General features: G+C 71.3%; 22 protein-coding genes. 11 read left to right on the forward strand and 11 right to left on the reverse strand.

The genetic code is table 11. The features are described 5' to 3' along the window. Nucleotides 1-33 precede the first annotated feature (33 nt). On the forward strand, nt 34-519 hold the full coding sequence (locus tag Aeryth_RS01780) for a CarD family transcriptional regulator (RefSeq protein WP_067853874.1): 486 nt from the start codon (nt 34-36) through the stop codon (nt 517-519). Between the two features lie 97 nt (nt 520-616). Here Aeryth_RS01780 and ispF read toward each other — a convergent pair whose 3' ends face one another. Together ispF and Aeryth_RS01790 are read right to left on the reverse strand one after the other, a co-directional pair. After that, nucleotides 617-1099, reverse strand: a complete 483-nt coding sequence (ispF, locus tag Aeryth_RS01785; RefSeq protein WP_083516179.1) for a 2-C-methyl-D-erythritol 2,4-cyclodiphosphate synthase — start codon at nt 1097-1099, stop codon at nt 617-619. 17 nt (nt 1100-1116) lie between these two features. Then, complete coding sequence (locus Aeryth_RS01790; protein ID WP_067853877.1) at nt 1117-2376, reverse strand: C39 family peptidase; 1260 nt, start codon at nt 2374-2376, stop codon at nt 1117-1119. 92 nt (nt 2377-2468) lie between these two features. On the opposite strand from Aeryth_RS01790, the gene cysS reads away from it, so the two are divergent. Together cysS and rlmB are read left to right on the forward strand one after the other, a co-directional pair. Next, the gene (gene cysS, locus Aeryth_RS01795) at nt 2469-3887 is read left to right on the forward strand and encodes a cysteine--tRNA ligase (protein ID WP_067853880.1); all 1419 of its coding nucleotides are present in this window, start codon (nt 2469-2471) and stop codon (nt 3885-3887) included. 1 nt (nt 3888) lies between these two features. Next, nucleotides 3889-4836: a 23S rRNA (guanosine(2251)-2'-O)-methyltransferase RlmB gene (gene rlmB / locus Aeryth_RS01800; RefSeq protein ID WP_067853883.1), complete on the forward strand. Its 948-nt coding sequence runs from the start codon at nt 3889-3891 to the stop codon at nt 4834-4836. Nucleotides 4837-5203: 367 nt separating this feature from the next. On the opposite strand, the gene galE is transcribed toward rlmB, so the two are convergent. Together galE and Aeryth_RS01810 are read right to left on the reverse strand one after the other, a co-directional pair. Then, on the reverse strand, nt 5204-6220 hold the full coding sequence (gene galE, locus Aeryth_RS01805; RefSeq protein ID WP_067861187.1) for a UDP-glucose 4-epimerase GalE: 1017 nt from the start codon (nt 6218-6220) through the stop codon (nt 5204-5206). A 10-nt stretch (nt 6221-6230) separates the two neighbouring features. After that, nucleotides 6231-6899 (reverse strand): YoaK family protein, encoded by a 669-nt coding sequence (locus tag Aeryth_RS01810; RefSeq protein WP_236749795.1) that lies wholly within the window; start codon nt 6897-6899, stop codon nt 6231-6233. Between the two features lie 55 nt (nt 6900-6954). On the opposite strand from Aeryth_RS01810, the gene Aeryth_RS01815 reads away from it, so the two are divergent. Beyond that, nucleotides 6955-7437, forward strand: coding sequence for a CoxG family protein (locus Aeryth_RS01815; RefSeq protein ID WP_067853886.1), 483 nt, complete (start codon nt 6955-6957; stop codon nt 7435-7437). Between the two features lie 1205 nt (nt 7438-8642). Here Aeryth_RS01815 and Aeryth_RS01820 read toward each other — a convergent pair. The 6 genes from Aeryth_RS01820 to Aeryth_RS01845 form a co-directional block, all read right to left on the reverse strand. After that, nucleotides 8643-9770, reverse strand: a complete 1128-nt coding sequence (locus Aeryth_RS01820; protein WP_067853889.1) for an LLM class flavin-dependent oxidoreductase — start codon at nt 9768-9770, stop codon at nt 8643-8645. Between the two features lie 157 nt (nt 9771-9927). Next, the gene (locus tag Aeryth_RS01825; protein WP_202967697.1) at nt 9928-11112 is read right to left on the reverse strand and encodes an SfnB family sulfur acquisition oxidoreductase; all 1185 of its coding nucleotides are present in this window, start codon (nt 11110-11112) and stop codon (nt 9928-9930) included. Next, nucleotides 11109-11576, reverse strand: a complete 468-nt coding sequence (locus tag Aeryth_RS01830) for an OsmC family protein (RefSeq protein ID WP_067853894.1) — start codon at nt 11574-11576, stop codon at nt 11109-11111. Before Aeryth_RS01830 ends, Aeryth_RS01825 begins: the two co-directional genes overlap by 4 nt. A 208-nt stretch (nt 11577-11784) precedes the next feature. Next, nucleotides 11785-13038 carry an acyl-CoA dehydrogenase family protein gene (locus tag Aeryth_RS01835; RefSeq protein ID WP_083516180.1) on the reverse strand — a complete coding sequence of 418 codons (1254 nt, stop codon included), beginning with the start codon at nt 13036-13038 and terminating at the stop codon, nt 11785-11787. A gap of 112 nt (nt 13039-13150) precedes the next feature. Next, nucleotides 13151-14287 (reverse strand): dimethylsulfone monooxygenase SfnG, encoded by a 1137-nt coding sequence (gene sfnG / locus Aeryth_RS01840; protein ID WP_067853897.1) that lies wholly within the window; start codon nt 14285-14287, stop codon nt 13151-13153. A gap of 115 nt (nt 14288-14402) precedes the next feature. After that, entirely contained in the window at nt 14403-14891 is a 489-nt protein-coding gene (locus Aeryth_RS01845) for a flavin reductase family protein (RefSeq protein WP_083516181.1), read from the reverse strand. A 168-nt stretch (nt 14892-15059) separates the two neighbouring features. Between Aeryth_RS01845 and Aeryth_RS01850 the strand changes: the two genes are divergently transcribed. From Aeryth_RS01850 to Aeryth_RS01865, 5 genes are all read left to right on the forward strand, one after another. Continuing rightward, nucleotides 15060-15806 (forward strand): dienelactone hydrolase family protein, encoded by a 747-nt coding sequence (locus Aeryth_RS01850; protein WP_067853901.1) that lies wholly within the window; start codon nt 15060-15062, stop codon nt 15804-15806. Between the two features lie 202 nt (nt 15807-16008). Further along, a complete protein-coding gene (locus tag Aeryth_RS01855) occupies nt 16009-16734 on the forward strand; it encodes a GntR family transcriptional regulator (protein WP_067853904.1) in 726 nt (241 codons plus the stop codon). Between the two features lie 113 nt (nt 16735-16847). Then, nucleotides 16848-18152, forward strand: coding sequence for an NCS1 family nucleobase:cation symporter-1 (locus Aeryth_RS01860; RefSeq protein ID WP_236749796.1), 1305 nt, complete (start codon nt 16848-16850; stop codon nt 18150-18152). A 45-nt stretch (nt 18153-18197) separates the two neighbouring features. After that, on the forward strand, nt 18198-18392 hold the full coding sequence (locus Aeryth_RS18245; RefSeq protein WP_236749797.1) for a hypothetical protein: 195 nt from the start codon (nt 18198-18200) through the stop codon (nt 18390-18392). Between the two features lie 2 nt (nt 18393-18394). Next, nucleotides 18395-19138, forward strand: coding sequence for an aspartate/glutamate racemase family protein (locus tag Aeryth_RS01865; RefSeq protein ID WP_067853907.1), 744 nt, complete (start codon nt 18395-18397; stop codon nt 19136-19138). Here Aeryth_RS01865 and Aeryth_RS01870 read toward each other — a convergent pair. Continuing rightward, nucleotides 19119-20006, reverse strand: a complete 888-nt coding sequence (locus Aeryth_RS01870; protein WP_067853910.1) for a phenylalanine 4-monooxygenase — start codon at nt 20004-20006, stop codon at nt 19119-19121. The two genes, Aeryth_RS01865 and Aeryth_RS01870, sit on opposite strands and share 20 nt — an antisense overlap. An 861-nt stretch (nt 20007-20867) precedes the next feature. Here Aeryth_RS01870 and Aeryth_RS17795 point away from each other — a divergent pair. Both Aeryth_RS17795 and Aeryth_RS01875 read left to right on the forward strand, forming a co-directional pair. Next, nucleotides 20868-21014, forward strand: coding sequence for a hypothetical protein (locus Aeryth_RS17795; RefSeq protein ID WP_158509164.1), 147 nt, complete (start codon nt 20868-20870; stop codon nt 21012-21014). Nucleotides 21015-21644: 630 nt separating this feature from the next. Next, the gene (locus tag Aeryth_RS01875; RefSeq protein WP_067853913.1) at nt 21645-21839 is read left to right on the forward strand and encodes a hypothetical protein; all 195 of its coding nucleotides are present in this window, start codon (nt 21645-21647) and stop codon (nt 21837-21839) included. Nucleotides 21840-21903 lie beyond the last annotated feature (64 nt).

Below are 21903 nucleotides of genomic sequence, written 5' to 3' on the forward strand. Positions count from 1 at the left end.
TTAAACTGGTCACCTACGAAAGGTGCCGCGTTTATGACTTTCACTGTCGGCGAGACGGTTGTGTACCCGAACCACGGGGCCGCAGTCATCGAAGACATCGAGAAGCGGACGATCAAGGGGGAAGAGCGCGACTACCTGGTCCTGCGCATCGTCGCCCAGAACGACCTGGTCGTCCGTGTGCCCGCCTGCAACGTCGACCTGGTCGGCGTCCGTGACGTCGTCGACGCCGACGGCCTCGAGCGTGTGTTCAGCGTCCTGCGCGCCGAGCACGTCGAGGAGCCGACCAACTGGTCGCGTCGCTACAAGGCGAACCTCGAGAAGCTGCACTCCGGTGACGTGCTCAAGGTGGCCGAGGTCGTGCGCGACCTCTGGCGCCGCGACCACGAGCGTGGCCTGTCCGCCGGCGAGAAGCGGATGCTGGCCAAGGCGCGCCAGATCCTGGTCTCCGAGCTCGCCCTCGCGGAGAAGACCAACGAGGACAAGGCCGAGCTGCGGCTCGACGAGGTCCTCGCCTCCTGACCCGAGCCGGTCCGACGGCCCCCGCCCCCTCCGGGCGGGGGCCCTCGTCGTTCCTGGGGGCCTGTCGTTCCCGGGGCCCGTCTGGCGGGACAGCAGGTCAGCGTCGTGCGACGAGCGCGGTGGCCACCGCCGCCACGCCCTCGCCGCGGCCGGTCAGGCCGAGACCGTCCGTGGTCGTCGCGGAGATGCTCACGGGGGCGCCGACGACGGACGTCAGCAGCTCCTGTGCCTCGTCGCGACGGGGGCCGAGGCGTGGCGCGTTGCCGATCACCTGCACCGCCACGTTGAGCACGCCGAAGCCCGCCTCGTCGAGCAGGCGCACCGTCTCGGTCAGGAACGTCGTGCCGGAGGCGCCGGCGAGTCGCGGGTCGGCGGTGCCGAAGCGTGACCCGATGTCGCCGAGGCCGGCTGCGGAGAGCAGAGCGTCGACCATCGCGTGGCACGCGGCGTCGCCGTCGGAGTGACCCTCCAGGCCCGCGTCCTCGCCCGGCCACTCCAGACCGGCGAGCCACATCGGCCGTCCGCGCACGAGGCGGTGGACGTCGGTGCCGATGCCGGTGCGCAGGTCGGGCCAGGTCATGGCTGCATCCTGCCCGACTACCAGCGCGGGCTGTCCTTCGGCAGGGCCTTGCTGCCCGGCCGGATGACGTAGACGATGCCGCCGCTGCCGCCGAGCCACGCGCGCTCGAACTGCGCGCGGTCGTAGGTACGACGCACGGCGGCGTTCGTGGCGCCGGCAGGGTCGTTGGCGATGACGCGACCGTCGCGCGTGAAGCCGCTGATGACCATCAGGTGTCCCGGCGTCGAGGAGATCGGGGCGCCGCTCAGCTCTCCGCGGCCGAAGGCGACCGAGGCGACGAGCGGGATGCCCGCCTTGATGAACTGCTCGGCCTCGCGCAGGTCGTACAGGCGCGTCACGAACGTGTCGAGCCCGTAGGTGCTCGCGTACGCGGCGCTCATGGGCCAGTTGCCGGTGCCCTGGTAGCGGTAGTCGTAGGAGTAGCGCGCGGCGTGGTCGACCTGGCGGTCGGCGCCCCTCGCCCAGCTCAGCTCGCGCGACGTCGGCCCGGAGCCGAAGTAGCGCAGGATCATCGACACCGACGTCGGCGAGCACCAGGCCTCGCCCCCGCCTCCCCACTCGGGGTGGTGCCCGCGGTGCGTCATCTGCGAGTAGGTCGGCACCGACAACGTGGTCGTGCGCGTCATCGTCGTGCGGCTCGTGGCGATGCGTCGGGTCGTGTACGACGACGCGGCGCCGCCGACGGACTCCACGCGGGGCGTCGCACGCGACGTCGGGCGGCGCAGCAGCTCGACCTGCACCTGCCACTGGCTGAACGTGCTCGAGCCGTTGGCGCGCACCGTGTCGGTGTCGAGCCGGGCGAGGTCGTCGGTCTGCGACGGGCCCGACGTGCGGTAGACGCCGCTCTCGCCCTTGGCCCAGATGGCGACGGTGTCCCAGCTGCCGACCTTCGACCCCTGGCGCACGCGGGCCTTGACCCGCAGCCACGTGTCGTCGGGCGTGCGAGCGCTCCACGACGGCACCAGGGCGCGCGCGGAGTAGCCCGTCGACGACCACGGCGACGTCCAGGTGCCGTACGCCCATGTGGCGGTGCGGCCCTTGTACGGGTCGCGGTAGGTCTGGCGGCGCTTCGGCGAGTCGAGCACGAGCGCGGAGCCGGAGACCCGGACGCCGTCGAACGAGCCCTTCTGGAGCTGGGCCGCGCTGACCCAGCGGACGGTGCTCGCCGACTGCGACGCGGCCTGCGCGGGCGCGGTCGGGACGAGCAGCGACGCGAGCAGGACGGCGGCGACGGCGGGAACGGTGCGGCGCGGTGCATGCCGACGGGGAAGAGGCATTCTTCGAGGGTAGGTGACGTCAGGGGCTCGTGGGGCGGTTGGGACGAATCGGTCTGGTCGGGGCCGGGGTCGCGGACCGTTAGGATTCCGGGGTGAGCCTGCGCCTGTACGACACCGCCACCCGGCAGCAGCGCGACCTCGACCCGGTCGTGCCCGGCAAGGTCGGCATCTACCACTGCGGGCTCACCGTGCAGGGACCGCCGCACGTCGGGCACATCCGCAAGGAGGTCGTCTTCGACGTCCTGCGACGCTGGCTCGAGCGCGCCGGCTACGAGGTCACCATCGTCGCGAACGTCACCGACATCGACGACAAGATCCTCGCCAAGGGTCGCGAGCAGGGTCGGCCCTGGTTCGCGGTGGCCTACGAGAACGAGCGCGCCCTGCATGCCGCGTACGAGGTGCTCGGCTGCCGGCCGCCCACGTACGAGCCGCGTGCGACGGGCGTCGTGCCCGAGATGATCGAGCTCATGGAGACGCTCATCGAGCATGGTCACGCCTACCCGGCGGAGAACGGCTCGGGCGACGTCTACTTCGACGTCCGGTCCTGGCCCGCGTACGGCGAGCTCAGCAACCAGCACGTCGACGACATGCAGGCCGCGCCCGACGCGCCGGCCGACGGCAAGCGCGACCCGCGCGACTTCGCCCTGTGGAAGGGCCACAAGGAAGGCGACCCGGAGTCGGCGTCGTGGCCGACGCCGTGGGGCCGGGGTCGCCCCGGGTGGCACCTCGAGTGCTCGGCGATGGCCGCGAAGTACCTCGGCACCGAGTTCGACATCCACGGTGGCGGCCTCGACCTGCGCTTCCCGCACCACGAGAACGAGATCGCCCAGTCGCGCGCTGCCGGCCAGCCGTTCGCGCGGCTCTGGATGCACAACGCGATGCTCAACCTGAGCGGCGCGAAGATGTCGAAGAGCGTCGGCAACACGCTGATGGTCAGCGAGGTCGTCAAGCGGGTGCCGGCCATCGCGCTGCGGTACTACCTCGTGGCCGCGCACTACCGCTCGATCATCGAGTTCACGGAGGAGTCGCTGCAGGAGGCCGCGGTCGCGTTCGAGCGCATCGAGGGCTTCGTGCGGCGCGCCGACGAGACGGTGCGAGCGGCGGGCGGTGACGTCGCGCCGGGCGACGTGGGCGACGCCTTCGCGGCGGCGATGGACGACGACCTCGGCGTCCCGGCGGCGGTCGCGGTGCTGCAGGGCGACGTGACGCGCGGCAACACGCTGCTCGCCTCGGGCGACTCGGCGGAGCTGCGCGAGGTGCTGGCCACCGTCCGCGCACAGCTCGACGTGCTCGGGCTCGACCCGCTCTCCGACCACTGGGCGGCGACGTCGACGTCGGCCGCCGACGAGGCGCTCGCGCCGCTCGTGGAGGCACTGCTCGCGCAGCGCCAGGAGGCGCGCGCCGCAAAGGACTTCGCCACCGCGGACCGCGTCCGCGACCAGCTGGCCGCGGCCGGCATCGACATCGAGGACACGGCGCAAGGTCCGCGCTGGTCCGTGAAGGGAACCTGACATGGCCGGCAACAGCCAGCGCCGCGGCGCGATCAAGAAGACCGGCAAGGGCAACCCCACGGCCGGGTCCGGCGGACGTCGCCGCAAGGGGCTCGAGGGCAAGGGCCCGACGCCCCGCGCGGAAGAGCGCCCCAACCACAAGGCGTACAAGATGGCGCGCGCCGCCGACAAGCGCGAGGCCGCGCGGCCGAAGCGCAAGGGCGGCGACGGCGGACCCGAGTGGGTGGCCGGACGCAACAGCGTCGTCGAGCTGCTGCGCGCGAACGTGCCCGTCGCCGGCCTGTACATCGCTGAGGGCGCGGAGCGCGACGAGCGCATCCGTGAGATCTTCCGGCTCTCCGCGGAGCAGCACGTGTCGCTGCTCGAGATCGGGCGGGTCGAGATGGACAAGCTCACCGGCGGCGCCGTGCACCAGGGTGTCGCAGCCAAGCTCGACGCCTACGACTACGCCCACCCCGACGACCTGCTCGCGCGGGCCGAGGAGGAGGGTGTGCCGCCGCTCGTCGTCATGCTCGACGGCGTGACCGACCCGCGGAACCTCGGTGCGGTCGTGCGCTCGGCGTCGGGCTTCGGCGCGCACGGCGTGGTGATCCCCGAGCGTCGGTCGGCGCAGATGACCGCGTCGGCCTGGAAGACGTCGGCGGGTGCCGCCGCGCGGGTGCCGGTCGCGCGGACCACGAACCTGACCCGTCAGCTGAAGGCGTACCAGGAGGCGGGCCTCATGGTCGTCGGCCTGGCCGCCGACGGCGACGTCGCCCTGCCCGACCTCGACCTCGCCGACGGACCGCTCGTCGTCGTCATCGGCAGCGAGGGCAAGGGCATCTCCCGCCTCGTCGGCGAGACCTGCGACCAGATCGTCTCCATCCCCATGGCCTCCAGCCTCGAGTCGCTCAACGCCGGCGTCGCCGCGGGCATCGCGCTGTACCAGATCGCGCAGCGTCGGGTCTGAGTCGTACGCGGCTGCGGCCCTCGTGGGCCTGCGGCTGCGCTGCCGCGGCCTCTCGTGGGGGCGGCCTCCGAGAGGCCTCGACGGGCAGGGTCGCGGACCTCGCCCGAGCACCCCGGCCTCCGCATCGTCGGTGCTGAAGGATTTGGACGGTTCCGGGGCGATTTGTGCGGCTGAGTCACCCGGAAGTGACCGAAACTGCGGATGCGGTCCGGGGGGGCTCGGGTGGGGCGCTGGTGCTGTTGCGGCTGGGCCTGGACGCTTGCTGGGTCTCGATACAGCGGGACGCCTGCGGCGTGCACCACTCGACCCGCCTGAACCGTTCCCGCCCCCGCGAGCGGGAGGTGCCCCCAGCTGCGCTCGGTCAGGTTCAGGCGTCGTATCCCTGCGGGTTCTGCGACTGCCAGGTCCACGTGTCGCGGCACATGTCGTCGACGGTGCGCGAGGTGCGCCAGCCGAGCTCCTGCTCAGCCTTCGTAGGGTCGGCCCAGAACGCCGGGAGGTCGCCCGGGCGACGGTCGACGACCTCGTACGGGATCTCGCGACCGCTGGCGCGCTCGAACGCGTGGATCATCTCCAGCACCGACGTGCCCTGACCGCTGCCGAGGTTCCACACGTGCACGCCGGCGTCGCCGCCGACGATCGCGTCGAGCGCGACCACGTGACCCTCCGCGACGTCCTGCACGTGGATGTAGTCGCGCTCCGCGGTGCCGTCGGCCGTCGGGTAGTCGCCGCCGAAGACCGACAGCCGGTCGCGACGGCCCACCGCGACCTGCGCGATGAACGGCACGAGGTTGTTCGGGATGCCCTGCGGGTCCTCGCCGATCCGGCCCGACGGGTGCGCGCCGACCGGGTTGAAGTAGCGCAGCAGCGCCACCCGCCACGCCGGGTCCGCCGCGGCGACGTCGGTGAGGATGCGCTCCGTCATGACCTTCGTCTGCCCGTAGGTGCTCGAGGAGTCGAGCGGCTCGTAGTCCTCGACGTACGGCACGGGCGCCTTCGCGCCGTAGACCGTGGCGGAGGAGGAGAACACGATCGTGCGGCAGTCGTGGCGGCGCATCGCGTCCATGAGCGTGAACGTCGAGCCCATGTTGTTCGCGTAGTACTCGAGCGGCTTCTGGGTGCTCTCGCCGACCGCCTTCAGCGCCGCGAAGTGGATGACCGCGTCGAACCCGCGCGCCAGCACCGCGTCGGTCGCGTCGGCGTCGGTGAGGTCGACCTCGTGCAGGGGCACGTCGCGGCCGGCCAGCTCACCCACCCGGCGCACCGCCTCGGCCTTGCCGTTGACGAGGTTGTCGACCACCTCGACGTCGTGGCCCTGCTCGAGGAGGGTGAGGACGGTGTGGGAGCCGATGTAGCCGGCGCCGCCGGTGACGAGGACACGCATGGGCCCCACGCTACCGAGCGGATCGGTCGGGCCGACCCAGCACGGCCGCCGACGCCACGACCAGCGTCGCAAGACCCAGCCCCGCCACCAGGTGCCAGCGCAGCAGCAGCGCGCCGACTACCGCACCGAGCACGATCAGGGCGACGACCGTCGCCTGCAGCGCCCGGCGCTGAGACCGTCCCGTGCCGAGGGCGAAGTCCGAGCCCAGGCCGATCAGCGTGTTCGTGACCGCGACGGTGGACACGTCCGGCACTGCCACGTGCCGCGCCGCGGCCGCCTGCAGACCCATCGCGACGCCGAGCGTCGTCGTGGTCGTCGTCAGCGAAGCCCGGCCGACCGGCTCGACGACGAGCAGCAGCACGCCGAGCACCCCCAGGACGAGGGCGACCACCGCCAGCAGACCGGTGACGCGCCCGTTCCACCCGGGCGTCGAGCCTCGCACGACCCGGCCTCCCAGCGTCGTGCCGGCGAGGAAGCCGACGAGCGCCGCCGACGCCCCCACCACCGACAGGCCGGCCGCACCGGTGAGCGCCAGGCCCAGCAGGACGACGTTGCCCGTCATGTTGCCCGTGAACACGCGGTCGAGCCCGAGGTAGGAGACCGCGTCGACCACGCCCGTCGAGAACGTCAAAGCCATCAGCGCGGCGAGCTGGCGACGGTCGACGGGCACACGGTCCACGGCGGCATCCTCCCACCAACGCGCGCCACGACCGATCTGCGGGCAGGATCGGGACATGACCTGGTTCACCGCCACCCGCACGTCCGAGGCAGTGGTGACGGCCGAGCAGCAACAGGTGTGGGACGTCCTCAACGACCCTGCCGAGGTCGCCCGGCTCACCCCGCTCGTGCGCCGCATCGAGGTCGACGGCGACCACTGGCGCTGGATCATGGAGGAGATCCCTGGTCTCGGCATCAGCCTCGCGCCGGCCTTCACCGTGCTGATCGAGACCGACGAGCCGAGCTGCATCACGTTCACGCACGACCCGCCCGACGGCACCAAGGAACGGGCCGCCGTCGAGGGTTCCTACGGCCTCAGCCCGCACGAGCAGGGCACGCGGCTCGACATCGAGATCACCGTCCGCGTCGACCTTCCCCTCAGCAGGCTCGCCAAGCCCGCCGTGAAGGCCGCCATGGACGGCGTGCTCGCCAGCATCGGCCGCGGCTTCGGTCGCAACCTCCTCGACCGCCTCGACGCCGACCAGGTCGACGTCGGCTGACACCCGGCCCGCGCCGGGCCGTTGCCGGGGGGTCTCGATGCGTCAGGACTTCGCAAGCTCGTCCTGACTACTCGACCAGCGGAAGGTCTCGATACGCGGCACGACGCTCCTTCGTCGCGCGTGCCGCTACTCGACCAGCGGGAGGTTTCGCTGGTCGAGTAGTCGACGCTGCGACGGAGGAGCTGGCGGAGACGTATCGAGACCACTCCACGCGGTCGCTGGGGGTTGGTCCGCGCTGGGCCGTTGCGGGGTGGTCTCGATACGCAAGGACTTCGCAAGCTCGTCCCTGCTACTCGACCAGCGGAAGGTCTCGATACGCGGCACGACGCTCCTTCGTCGCGCGTGCCGCTACTCGACCAGCGGGAGGTATCGGTGGTCGAGTAGTCGACGCTGCGACGGAGGAGCTGGCGGAGACGTATCGAGACCACTCCGCGCGGTCGCTGGGGGTTGGTTCGCGCTGATCCGTTGCCGGGTGGTCTCGATACGCGGCACGGCGCTCCTTCGTCGCGCGTGCCGCTACTCGACCAGCGGGAGGTTTCGCTGGTCGAGTAGTCGACGCTGCGACGGAGGAGCTGGCGGAGACGTATCGAGACCACTCTGGGCTGTCGCTGGGGGTTGGTTCGCGCTGGGCCGTTGCGGGGTGGTCTCGATACGTCAGGACGTCGCAAGCTCGTCCTGACTACTCGACCAGCGGAGGGTTCCGCTGGTCGAGTAGCGCGGAGCCGCGACGAAGGAGCGTGCTCCGGGCGTATCGAGACCACTCTGGGCTGTCGCTGGGGGTTGGTTCGCGCTGGGCCGTTGCCGGGTGGTCTCGATACGCGGCACGACGCTCCTTCGTCGCGCGTGCCGCTACTCGACCAGCGGGAGGTATCGGTGGTCGAGTAGTCGACGCTGCGACGGAGGAGCTGGCGGAGACGTATCGAGACCACTCTGGGCTGTCGCTGGGGGTTGGTTCGCGCCGGGCCGTTGCCGGGTGGTCTCGATACGTCAGGACTTCGCAAGCTCGTCCTGACTACTCGACCAGCGGAGGGGTCCGTTGGTCGAGTAGCGCGGGGCCGCGACGAAGGAGCGTGCTCCGGGCGTATCGAGACCACTCTGGGCTGTCGCTGGGGGTCGGTTCGCGCTGGGCCGTTGCCGGGTGGTCTCGATACGCGGCACGACGCTCCTTCGTCGCGCGTACCGCTACTCGACCAGCGGTGAGCTGGTCAGTCGACGAGGCCTCGGGCGGCGAGGATGGGGCGGACGCCCTCGGCGAACCAGTAGGCCTCCTCGACGTGGGGGTAGCCGGAGAGGACGAACTCCTCGATGCCGAGGTCGGCGTACTCGCCGATGAGGTCGGCGACCTCGCCGTGGCTGCCCACGAGAGCAGTGCCCGCGCCGCTGCGCACCAGACCGACGCCGGCCCAGAGGCCGGGGTGCACCTCGAGGCTGCGCGCGTCGGTCGGGGCGACGCCGCCGTGCAGCTCGCGCATCCGACGCTGGCCCTCCGACTCGCTGCCGGCCAGGGCCTGCTGCGCCTTCGCGACGTCGGCCGGGTCGAGCTCGGTGAGCATCCGGTCGGCGACCGCCCACGCCTCCTCGCTGGTGTCGCGGCTGATGGTGTGCAGGCGGATGCCGAACCGCACCTGTCGGCCCTCGTCGTCGGCGAGCTTGCGGATCCAGGCGATCTTCTCCGCGACGGCCTCCGGCGCCTCGCCCCACGTCAGGTAGGTGTCGACCTGGCGGGCGGTCACCGGTCCGGCCGCGGCCGACGAGCCGCCGAGGTAGATGGGCGGGACCGTGCCGGGCTTGCGGGTGCGCGCGTCCTGCACGTCGTAGTAGTCGCCGGAGTACGTCGAGCCCGCGTCCGTGAACGCCGCCCGGAAGACCTCGAGGAACTCCTCGGCGCGGTGGTAGCGGTCGTCCTTCGTCACCTGGTCGCCGAAGCGCAGCTGCTCCGACGGGTCGCCACCGACGACGACGTTCAGCAGCAGCCGGTCGCCGGAGATGCGCTGGAAGGTCGACGACATCTGGGCGAGCAACGTCGGGCTGATGAGCCCGGGCCGCAGCGCGACCATGAACTTGAGTCGCTCGGTGTGCGCGAGGAGGGCCGACGTCACCACCCACGCGTCCTCGCAGGGCGTGCCCGTGGGCGTCAGCACGCCCTCGAAGCCGAGCCGCTCCGCCGTGCGCGCGACGTCGACGAGGTAGTCGAGGTCGGGCTCGCGGTAGCGGCCGGCGGTGTTCTCCGGTCCTCCGCCGCGGGCGACGTCGGCGGGAAGGGAGTGGCCGCCGCCGACCAGGGAGCGGCTGTCGCCGGTGGTGGGCAGGAACCAGTGGAAGGACAGGCTCATGCCTCGAGAATGACCCGGCCCCCTCCGCCCGGCAGGCGGTCCCACATGCCGGACACCGCCTGCCTCCCTCCCCCGCTGACCGTGACGTTTGCGGGACAGATCGTCGGGATCCGCCCCGCAAACGTCACGGTCAGCGGGAAGGGGGAGGGAAAGGGGGTCAGACCTGGGCGCTGCGGGGCGGTGGGGTGCCCGCGACCGCCCAGCGGCCGAGGTGCTGCAGCTTCCAGCGCACGGGGTCGTGCAGCGTGTGGGTGCGGGCGTTGCGCCAGTGCCGGTCGTGCGCGCCGGTCGCCGTGCCGCGGGCGGCGGAGCGGGTGCCGCCCAGATCGAAGGCCGCCGAGGTGACGTCGAGCGCGGCTCGGTCGGCCAGGACCTTCGCCGCCGCGGTGGCCAGCGACGCCTCGGTGGCAGCGTCGTCCGACGGCTCGCGCCAGGTGGCGTCGACGGCACGGGCCGCGACCTCGAGCGCAGCCTCGGCGGCGCGCACCGCCACCTCGAGCTCGCCGTAGCGCTGCACGAGCAGCGGGTCGTCCTCCGGCCGATCGACCCCGGCCTCGAACCACGGCCGCGACGACGTACGGGTGAAGGCCGCGGCGTCGGTGAGGGCGCCCCGGGCGATGCCGACGTCGATCGCCGCGTGCAGCAGCTGCGCGAACGCGCCGTAGCCGTACGGCCCGCTGATCGCGGTGGCCCGTGGTGCGACGTGGTCCAGCGGCACGCGGACCGCGTCGAGGCGCACCGTGCCGCTGGCGGTCGTGCGCTGGCCGAGCGCGTCCCAGTCGTCGATCACGCCGACGCCCGGGGTGTCGGCGGGCAGGAACGCGATCCGGTCCTCGCCGTCGCGGTCGCGCGCGAGCACGGCGAGCCAGTCGGCCAGCACGCTGCCCGTGGCGTAGAACTTCTCACCGTCGACCACCGCCCAGCCGTGGTCGTCGAAGCGGACCCGCGTGCTGATGTCGGTGACGGTCGCGCCGCCCCGCTCGGACTGCGCGTTGGCCACGCGGGCGCCCCCGAGGACGTCCGCGAACAGTCGGTCGCGCAGACCGGTCGACCCCGCCAGCTCGGCCAGCCGCAGGTACACGAAGTGGCTCTGCGGCACCTGGGCGACGTTGGGGTCGACCGTCGCCAGCAGACGCACCAGCTCGACCGCCTCGGCCGCCCCGCCGCCCGGCCCGCCGTGCGACGTCGGCACCGTGACCGCGAGGACGCCGAGCGACGACAGCAGGTCGAGCTCGGCCCGCGGCAGGGTGCGCTCGCGGTCACGCTCGGCCGCGCCCGCGGCGATGGCGGGAAGGTGCTCGACGACCGACCCGACGAGCTCGGACGGCAGGGTGGCGCTCACGCGGCGAGCGGCTTCCGGGTCCAGCTGGAGCGGAAGTCCAGTCCGCTGCGCTGGAACAGCTGCGTGACGGGGCAGCGACGCTCCAGCTCGCTCACGAAGCGGTCGAACGTGGCCTCGTCGGCGTCGGTCTCGACCGTCGCGGTGACGCTCACGGCGCGGAAGTTCGCGTCGCCCTCGGCGCCGCCGACGAGCACCGACGGGTCGAGGTCGCCCTGGGCGTGGAACGTGAACGTGCCGAGCGCGATGTCGAGGTCCTTCGCGACCAGCGTGGCGGTGATCTGGTTGCACGACGTCAGGGCGCCGAGCGTGTACGCCAGCGGGCTCGGCGCGGCGTCGGCGCCGCCGAACGCCGGGTAGGTGTCGGCGTGGAAGACGTGGCCGTCCTCTCCGCCGACGGTCACCTTCTGCGCCACGCCGGTGCCGGTGCTGTCGACGACGAACGGGACGAGGGTGGTGGTGCTCATGGGAGGTCCTCTCGGTGGGTGGACCTCCACGATGCGCCGTGGAGGACCGCCGTGGGGGGCGTGTCGGTGGTCGGGCAGGTCTGCAGGGTGCCGCGAGTCGTGCTAGCCGGCTCCGGTTCCCGAGGAGGTGTGAAGAGGGCGGGCAGCCGGTGCGTGACCGGCCACCCGCCCTCGGCTCATCGGCCGCCGACGTGCTGCGTCGGGCGGTTCACGTGTACCAGCTGGGCTCGGGGATCTTGCCGAGCAGCGCGTACTCGCCGACCTCGCGACGCTTGTAGGCGACGGGGTCGTGGAGGGTGTGGGTGCGGGCGTTGCGCCAGTACAGGTCGAGCCCGACCTTGTTGCTCGACGCCCGCGCGCCCGTCAGCTCGTAGATCTTCGTGCCGACCTCGAGGGCGATGTCGGTGGCGAGCTGCTTGACGGCCGCCACCCGCACGGCGACCTTGCCGCGCGCCTCGGGCGTCAGGTCCTCGCGGGGGGCGTGGAGCAGCGCCGAGATCTCGCGGCCGACGTCGTCGGCGAGCGCCTCGGCCGCCCACAGCTGCGACTGCAGCCGTCCATACCCCTCGAGGATGTACCACTCCTCGGACGCACTGGCCTTGTCGTCGCCGCCGTAGGGCCAGGGTCGCGTGGTGGAGCGGGTGTAGGCGGTACCGGCCTTCAGACCGCCGCGGGCGATGCCGAGGTAGAAGTTGCTGAAGACGAGCTGGATCGTCGGCAGGTTGAGCGTGCCGTAGACGAGCTCCACCTGCTCCTTGTCGACGTAGCCGGCCGCGGCCGACCACGGCACGCGCACGTCGGTGATGGTGACGCCGCCGGACTCGGTGAGCCGCTGACCGAGGTTGTCCCAGTCGTCGTGGAACACGATGCCGGGCTGCTGGCTCGGGACGATGGCGAAGATGTGCTTGTCGGTGCCCTCCAGCACGCCCTCGAGGACGGTGAGGTCGCTGACCTTCGAGCCGGTCGAGAACGACTTGCGACCGGTGAAGACGATCTCGTCGCCCTCGTCGCGGATGGTGAGGTCGTTGTCGCGGGGGTTGACCGCGCCGCCGAAGAACAGGTTGCCGGTCGTGTACAGCTCCTCGACGGCGGCGATCTGCTCGGGCGTGCCGACCAGGCGCACGGCCCAGGCCCACAGGTAGTGGTAGGCGAGGAGCTGGCCGATCGAGCCGTCGCCGGACGCGACCTCGCGCACGACCTGGTAGGCCAGGTCCCAGGTCTGGCCGGCGCCGCCGTGCTCGACGGGACCGAGCAGGGTGACGAGGCCGGCGTCCTTCAGCAGCTGGACCTCGACGGTGGGCACGGCCTGGGCGCGGTCGCGCTCGACGGCGTCCGCGGCCAGGATGCCGGCGACGTCGGAGGCGCGCTCGAGCCAACCGGCGGGGGTGGACGGTCGGGGCTCGTCGGCCCAGGGGGACGACTGGACGGCGTCCCGGACGGTCAGGTGGTCGGTGATGGACATAGGGTTGCTCCGTTCCTTGCGCTAGTGGGGAATGCCGCCCGCCGGGGTCTCGCCACCCCGGCGGGCACTCCCGACGCGCGCCCCGGGTGGGCGCTGTCGGGGAGATCTGGTGTCAGGCGGTCGTCAGGGCGTCCTCGCCGAGCTGGCCGGACTCGACCGCCTGCGTCTCGAGCTCGCGGACGATCGGCAGCACCTTCTCGCCGAAGTACGCGATGTCCTCGAGGTAGTGCAGGAAGCCGAGCAGGAAGAGGTCGACGCCGCGCTTCTTGAACTCGACGATGCGGGTGGCCACCTGCTCGGGCGTGCCGATGAGGCCGGTGCGGAACCCGTCGTTGTACTGGACGAGGTCGCGGAAGGTCGAGTCCGCCCACATGCCCTTGCCGTCGCCGGTGCTGCTGCCGGCCTGCTGGACGGCCTGGCGGAAGCCCTCGACGGCCTCGGGGTTGGCCTTGGCGATGATCTCCTCGAGCACGTCGCGCGCCTCGGACTCGGTGTCGCGGGCGACGACGAAGCCGTTGAGGCCGAAGCGCACCTGGCCCTCGCGGCCCACGAGCGCCGCGTTCTGGTTGACCTCGAGGTACTGCTCGGTGAAGCCGTCGAGGTCCTTGCCGTTGGAGAAGTACCAGTCGGCGACGGTGCCGCCGTTGCGGCGGGCCGCGGTGGAGTTGCCGCCCTGGAAGATCTCGGGGTGCGGGCGGCCGGGCACGTCGACCGGTCCGGGCTTCAGCGTGAAGTCGTGGATGCGGTAGAAGTCGCCGCGGTGCTCGAAGCCCTCCTCGGTCCAGAGGCCGCGGAGCACGCGGATGAACTCCTCGCTGCGGCGGTAGCGCTCGTCGTGCTCGAGCCACGGCTCGCCGAGGCCCGTGAACTCGTCCTTGAACCAGCCCGACACGACGTTGACGGCGGCGCGGCCCCCGGAGATGTGATCGGCGGTAATGATCCACTTCGCGAGCACGGCCGGGTGCCAGAGGCCGGGGTGGACGGCGGCGATGACCTTCAGCTTCTCGGTCTGGGTGAGCAGGCCGAGGCTGAAGCTCGTCGACTCGTGCTGCTGGTCGGCGCCGTAGGAGGCGGTGTAGCGGACCTGGCTGAGCGCGTACTCGAAGCCGACCTGCTCGGCGAGCTGCGCGACCTTCACGTTGAAGTCGTAGCTCCAGTCGGTGCGCTGCTCGATGGTGCTGGTGACGAGTCCGCCGGAGACGTTGGGGACCCAGTAGGCGAACGTGAGGGGATCGGTGCTGATGGGCATGACGATGCAGCCCCTTCCTGGTGTGGGAGTGACGGAGTCAGGAGGTGGACGGTGTGGGTGGAGGTGTCAGGTGGTCGTCAGGCGCGACATCGGCGGGCGACGCGTGACGTGGTCATCAGAACGCCTGGTGGGTGCCGAAGCTGCGCTGCCAGTAGACGAGCGGGCGCTGGGTGCCCGTCTCGGCGCGCACGACCGTGCCCAGCACGAGGACGTGGTCGCCGGCCGGCACGGTGCTGGTGACGTCGGCGAGGACCCACGCGTGCACGTCGTCGAGGCGAGGTGCGCCGTCGTCGCTCCAGCCGAGGTCGGCGAAGCGGTCGTGGAGCTTGGTGGAGAAGCGCAGCGCCACCTGGTCCTGGTGGGCGGCAAGCACGTTGATGCCGAACCGGCCGCCGCGCTGTAGACGGGCGAGCAGGCTCGAGGTGCGTGCCAGCGAGATGGCGACCATCGGCGGGTCCATCGAGAGCGACATGACACCGCTCAGGGTCGTGCCGTGCGGTCGGCCGCCGTCGGACGTGGTCACCACCGTCAGTCCGGTGGCGAAGTTCGCCATGGCGCCGCGCAGCGCGGCCTCGAGGGTGGTGTCGTCGACGGACACGGCCATCTGGTCCTCCCGATCGGTGGTGGTGATGAGTCCACGGTGGACCCCAGGGCGTCCTTTGCGGGGCCTGCTCACGACGTGGGACGACCAGCGCGCGGAAGTCTGCCCGTGGTAGGACGGACCACCGCTCGACGACCGGCGCCGCCTGCGGGGTCGGGCTAGCGTGACGGCATGGCTGAGCTGACGATCGACGGTCCCGACGGCCCCATCGAGGCATGGGTGGCGACGCCCCCGGACGGGGGACCCGCCCCGGGCGTCCTCCTCGTGATGGACGCGATCGGGCTGCGCCCGCAGATCCGCGCGATGGCCGACCGGTTCGCGTCGTGGGGCTACGTGGTGCTCGCGCCGAACGTCTTCCACCGCTCGGGGACCGCTGCCGAGACGTCGCCGACCACCGACCTGCGCGAGCCCGGTGCGCGGGAGGCGTTCTTCGAGTCGGTCGGTCCGCGGATGGCTGCCCTGACGCCCGAGCTGTCGCGGCAGGACACGGCCCTGTACCTCGACGTGCTGCAGGGGCGCGACGACGTCGCCGACGGGCCCGTGGGCGTGGTCGGCTACTGCATGGGCGTGCGGGTCGCGCTGCGCGCGGCGGGCGACCACCCGGGGCGCGTGGTCGCGGTGGGCGGGTTCCACGGGGGCGGCCTCGTGACCGACCAGCCCGACAGCCCGCACCTCGGCCTGACGACGGCGACCGCGCGGGTGCTGCTGCGCCACGCCGACGGCGACGCGTCGATGCCGCCGGAGCACCAGCAGGTGATCGCGGAGACGGCCGCCGAGCATGGCGTCGCGCTCGACCAGGGCGTCTACCCGGGCGCACCGCACGGCTACTCGATGGCCGACACGTCGATGTACGACGAGCAGGCCGCCGAGCGGCACGCGACCGAGCTGCGCGAGCTGCTCGACTCCACCCTCCGCTGATCCCCTTCCGCCCACTCTTTCCGCCCACCCTCCCCGCTGAGCGTGACGTCTGCGGGCCATCCCGGCCCCGAACAGCCCGCGAACGTCACGCTCAGCGGGGGGAGGGGAGGGATGGTCGCGGACGTAACGTCCGCGACATCGGCGCGCACTAGCGTCTGCCCCGACGTCGGCGGTGCCGGCGCACCGACGGAGGAGGTTCGACGTGGCACGCCCGTTCACCGGTGGACCTCGCCGTCGCTCGGCGTTCACGGCACGGCTCGAGAACACGTCGGTCGAGGGGGCGCAGCCGCGCGTCCTCGACGACATGCGCGCCGCGATCCTGGCCGGTGTCGAGCCGCCCGGCACGCTGATCCCCATCGACGCGGTCGCGGCGTTCTTCGGCGTCAGCCAGATCCCGGTGCGCGAGGCGCTCAAGATCCTGCTGGGCGAGGGGCTCGTCGAGCACGTGCCGCACGTCGGCTACAGCGTCGCGAAGCTCAGCTACCGGGAGTTCCGCGAGCTGTACGAGGTGCGACTCGCGCTCGAGAAGGCCGCGCTGGTCGCCGCCGTCGACCGGGCCGGCCACGGTGACGTCGAGGCGGCCCGGGCGGCGCTGCAGGAGACGAGCGCGGCCCTCGACGCCGGCGACGACCGCGGCTACCACGAGGCGACGCGCCGTTTCCACCTCAGCCTGATCGCGCCGTCGGGCATGCAGCGCCTGCTGCGGATGTACGAGTCCGCGTGGAACCTGACCGAGCCGGTGCGACCCATGACGCACGTCGGGCCCGCGCAGCGCTCGGCGTTCGCGCACGACCACGACGCGATGCTCGAGGCGTTCGAGTCCCGTGACGCCACCGCCCTCGTCGCGCTCTCGGTGGAGCACTACGACCACCTCCTCGACGGCATCGAGGTGCTGAGCGACGACCACGACGTCTTCCGCGAGGCCTGAGCGCCGCGTCCTATAGGACTCCCGTGACGCAAGGTTCACCCGCGGAGTCGAGGGGTCGAAACACCGCGTTCATAGCGTCGGGTGCAGTCCGAGCCCGACGAGGAGACACCCCCATGCCACAGCCCCACGGCGCCCTGCCGAACGACGTCGTGGAAGCCGCCGGCTACCCACCCGGAGCCGGTCGACCGCGCCGCGCGTACGACCCTCGCCTCACCAACGAGGACCTCGCCCCGCTGGAGAAGCAGACCTGGACGTCGTACAACATCTTCGCCTTCTGGATGTCCGACGTGCACAGCGTCGGCGGGTACGTGACGGCCGGCAGCCTGTTCATGCTCGGCCTGACGACGTGGCAGGTCTTCGTGGCGCTCATCGTCGGCATCTGCATCGTGCAGGTGCTCGCGAACCTGGTCGCGAAGCCGAGCCAGATCGCCGGCGTGCCCTACCCGGTCATCAGCCGCGCGTCGTTCGGCGTGCTGGGCGCGAACATCCCCGCGATCATCCGCGGAATCATCGCGGTGGCCTGGTACGGCGTGCAGACGTTCCTGGCTGCCGGGTCGCTGTCGATCGTGCTGCTGAAGGTGTGGCCCGGGCTCGCGAACATCGCGACCGACGACACGTCGTTCCTCGGCCTGAGCTACCTCGGCTACATCTCCTTCGCGATCCTGTGGGTCGCGCAGGCCGCCGTGTTCTGGCGGGGCATGGAGTCGATCCGGAAGTTCATCGACTTCTGCGGTCCCGCCGTCTACGTCGTCATGGTCGTGCTGTGCGGCTACATGCTGTGGCGCGCAGGCTTCGACATCGACCTCAACCTCGCCGACCACGCGGTGTCCGGCTGGGCCGCCGTCGGGGCGATGTGCTCGGCGATCGCGCTCGTCGTGTCCTACTTCTCCGGACCGACGCTGAACTTCGGCGACTTCTCGCGCTACGGCAGCAGCTACGAGGCCGTCAAGCGCGGCAACTTCCTCGGCCTGCCGGTGAACTTCACGTTCTTCGCGCTGCTGGTGGTGCTGACGGCGGCCGCGACGGTGCCCGTGTTCGGCGAGCTGATCACCGACCCGGTGCACACGGTCGAGCGCATCGACACCTGGACGGCGGTGCTGCTCGGCGGCCTGACGTTCGTGATCGCGACGGTCGGCATCAACATCGTCGCGAACTTCATCTCCCCGGCGTTCGACTTCTCCAACGTCGCGCCGCAGCGGATCAGCTGGCGCATGGGCGGCATGATCGCCGCGGCCGGCTCGGTGCTGCTGACGCCCTGGAACTGGTACGACAACCCCGAGGCGATCTTCTGGACGCTGGGCATGCTGGGCGCCCTGATCGGCCCGCTCTACGGCATCCTCATCGCCGACTACTACGTGGTGCGCCAGCAGAAGATCGTGGTCGACGACCTGTTCACGATGGAGGAGGACGGCGCGTGACACTACGTCCGCGGCTACAACCCCGCTGCCGTGCAGACGGTGGTGGTGACCGGTGTCGTCGCCGTGCTGAGCGTCGTGGTCCCGAAGCTGTCGGGCGTGCTGCCCGCGCTGCCCGACTACTCGTTCTTCGTCGGCGCGATCCTCTCCGCGGCGCTCTACGTGGTGCTCGCGCGCCGGCAGGGGATCGGGTCGAGCACGAGCGCGGCGGAGTCGACGCCGATCGGTGCGGGGGCCGCCTGAGCATGCACATCCGTGTCATCAACCCGAACACCACCGCGTCGATGACCACGGCGATCGGGGCCTGCGCCAGTGCCGTCGCAGGCCCCGACGTCGTCGTGGAGGCCGTGAGCCCGGTCTTCGGGCCGGAGTCGATCGAGTCGCACGTGGACGAGGCGTTGGCCGTGCCGGGGGTGCTGGCCCGCGTGGCCGAGGGCGAGGAGGCCGGCGTCGACGGCTACGTCGTCGCCTGCTTCGGCGACCCGGGCGTGCACGCGGCGCGCGAGCTGGCGCGAGGGCCCGTGGTCGGTATCGCCGAGGCCGGGATGCGCGCCGCGACCTACCTCGGACGTCGGTTCAGCGTCGTGACCACGCTGCAGCGCACGGTGCCGGGCATCGAGGCGCTGACCAGGTCGTACGGCCTCGCCGACCACTGCGGCGGGGTGCACGCCACCGAGATCGGCGTGGTCGACCTCGAGCACGACCCGCACGCCCGCGAGCGGACGCTCGAGCTCGCCCGCGTCGCCCTGACGGCCGACGGCTCGGACGTGCTGGTCCTCGGCTGTGCCGGGATGACCGACTTCGCGGCGTGGCTGGGCGACGAGCTGGGCGTCCCGGTCGTCGACGGTGTCGCCGCCGCCACGACCACCGTGGTCGGGCTGGTGGCGATGGGCCTCGGCACGAGCAAGGCGGGCGAGTTCGCGGCGCCCCGCGCGAAGCGGGTGAGCGGCTCGTGGGCCGACGTCGACCTCAGGCTGCCTGCGCCCTGAGCGCGGCGACGGTGTCGTCGGTGCAGGTGTCCCAGAACCCGCCGACGGCGTCCTCGACGTGCGCGAAGGAGTCGGCGGCGAAGAGTCGGTCCTGGTAGTGGGTGATGTCGTAGTCGGTGGTGCCCATGGTGACGACGTCGAGCGGCTCGATGGTCATGGCACGGAACTCCTCGATCTCGCCGGGGCTCGACAGGATGCCCGCGCCGTAGGCCTTGAGGCCGTCGGGCTCGTGCACGACGCCGAACTCGAGGGTGAACCAGAAGACGCGGCTGACGAACTCGAGCGCCTCGGTGGTCTCGACCCGGCGCGCGGCCCTGCCGGCGGCCTCGTAGAGGCGGGTGAAGCGCGGGTCGGCGAGCGTGTTGCCGTGGCCGACGACCTCGTGGAGCACGTCGGGCTCGGGCGTGTAGAGGGGCACGGAGTGGTGGCGCACGTACTGGGTGGCCCAGAAGCCGTGGTCGGCGAGCGCGCCGTAGAACTCGCGCAGCGGGACGAGGCCGGCGGCGGGCCGGTAGCGGAAGCCGGTGAGCGGCTCGAGCCGGTCCGACAGCTCCTCCAGCTGCGGGACGCGGTCGAGGGGGAGGTCGAGCGCGGCCTTGCCGTCGAGGAACTCGCGGCAGGCGCAGGTCTCGTGCTTGGTCTGCAGGTCCTCGCTGACGACGCGCCAGACCTCGTGCTCGGCGTCGGTGTAGGGCGCCTCGGGTGCGGGCTCGCCCGGCTCCCACCGGTGCGCCAGTGTGGCGAGCAGGTCGCGTCGCGCGCGGTACTCGGGGTCGTGCAGACCGGGGTGGTCGGCGCCCAGCTCGACGGTGACGGCACCGTCGGCCGTCGTCGTGACGGGGGCGTAGGACTGGCCTTCCTCGAACACGGGTCCTCCTGTCCGCGGCCGACCGGGTGGGGTCGCCCGCCGTGGGTGGGGTCGCGCCGGGTGGGGCGCGGGGTCGACCGGGCTATGGTGTGTCGTCGGTCACATCCATCCAACCACGCAGACTTCGCGCGCGACAGTGCGAGGACGTGGCTGCGGGCGACGCGTGGTGACGATCGCTCCCTTTCGACACCGCGAGGTCGAAGGGTCCCGGGACGTGTGGACGTCGTGCGGCTCCGTGCTTTTTGGCCGGCGGGAGTAGCGGTCGCAGAGTCGAGCAGCCGTCGCTGATGACCGGGCGTGGTGGGATCATCAGCCCTCGGGGCACACGGCCCTCTGGAGGTCCGATGCTGATCGCACTCGTCGCTGCCTGTGCTCGCCGTAGTGGTCGCTGGCCTACTTCGTCGTGACCGTGGGCGCAGTTCTCCTCGCGATGGCGGCGGCTGCCCTGCACAACGTAGATCTCAGGCTTCTCATGGCTGTCGCAGTCGTCCTGCTCCTGGAGGAAGCCCTGCTCGGGTGGAAGCTGGTCTCTCGACGGACGTGATGGTGTGGGCGCCGGACTCTTGTGAGCATCGGCGTCGTCGTAGAGATGTGGCGAGTGGCGACCACGTGGTAGGGATGATGACGCTCGCTGCCGCGCGCGAGGGCAACGACCTGCGTCGACATCGCGGGCCGGCGCGCAACAATCGAGTCGCGCCTGGCTGTGACCGCGCAGCGTTCCGGGTCGAGCGCGACGTTCTTCCTGTGCGGCGGCCCTCGCCCATGCACGTCGCGCCAGAGGGTGTGTGCGGTCGCCGGATATGCGGCCTCCGCGGGAGCGCAATACGTTCTACGCAAGGCCGACCCGTGAGAGGCGCGAGCATGGCGAAGAAGGATCCTGCCGACAACTGGCTGAACAACTCGTTCAACAGCTGGGCCGAGAAGAAGCCGTGGCGCGTTCCACTGGTCCTCGCTGTTTTCCTGGTTCTGCTCGTCCTTCTGAGTGTGCTGAAGTGGTCCATGCGATGAATGGAGTCGGCGCAGTCGCGGCCGTGGTCTACTTCTTCGTTCGATCGCCACGCATGTCTGGATCGCTGTCGCCGGTGTGATCTCTGCAGCTGGAGGCATCTTCATCAACGCCGAGGCTGGAGCGAAAGGTCAGCGGTTGCCGCGTCGTCGACAAGGCGGGTTGCAGTCAGTGAATCTCGAGAGTGGCCAATGGTGCGTCGCAACCACGGTCAGCGGGTACGTCGCGAAGGTTGTGTCATGAAGCGCGTTGGCATCAAGCAGCCGCTGGGCCTCGACTCCGCCGTTCCCCAGTCGCGACTGAGAAGGCGAGTCACCCTGGCGCTGGTCGTCGTCTGGTCGGTACTCGTTGTTCTGATCTTCAGCCGACTGACGTAGGCGGTCTGCCAATCCGCGTCGTGGGCAGGGAATACCTCCTCGGAGGGGGTCCTGATCTGGAAGGACACGGCGAGACATCCCCAAGAGACCGCGGTTCTTCACCTGGCGTCGGCGGTGAGTGCTTCAGCGGCAGGGGAGATCGGCAACAACTCTCGCTGCGAGCGGAACAGGTTGGAGGGCTCGCCCAGCGGGCCGTCGACGATGACAAGGCGTGGTAGGAGAACTGAGGTACCAGAACACCGGAAGGTCGCACGAATGTTGATCATGATCGTCCAGGCGGTGGCGCGCTGGAACGTCTGGTTCGTGTACTTCGCCGTCACCGCGCTGGGGGTGCTCCTCACTCTCGTCGCGATCCTTCTTGCTGAGCGCCCCGCACTGCAGATCGCGGCTGCCGTCGTCGTTCTGCTGCAGGAAGTGGCTGTCACCGTGTCGCGTCACAGAGGTCGCTGAAGGTCACCGACCTGGAAGTTGCGGATTCTTGCACGCGGACCGTGGCTTACTCGATCCCTCGACG

The sequence above is a fragment of the Aeromicrobium erythreum genome, from assembly GCF_001509405.1.
GTDB lineage: Bacteria > Actinomycetota > Actinomycetes > Propionibacteriales > Nocardioidaceae > Aeromicrobium > Aeromicrobium erythreum.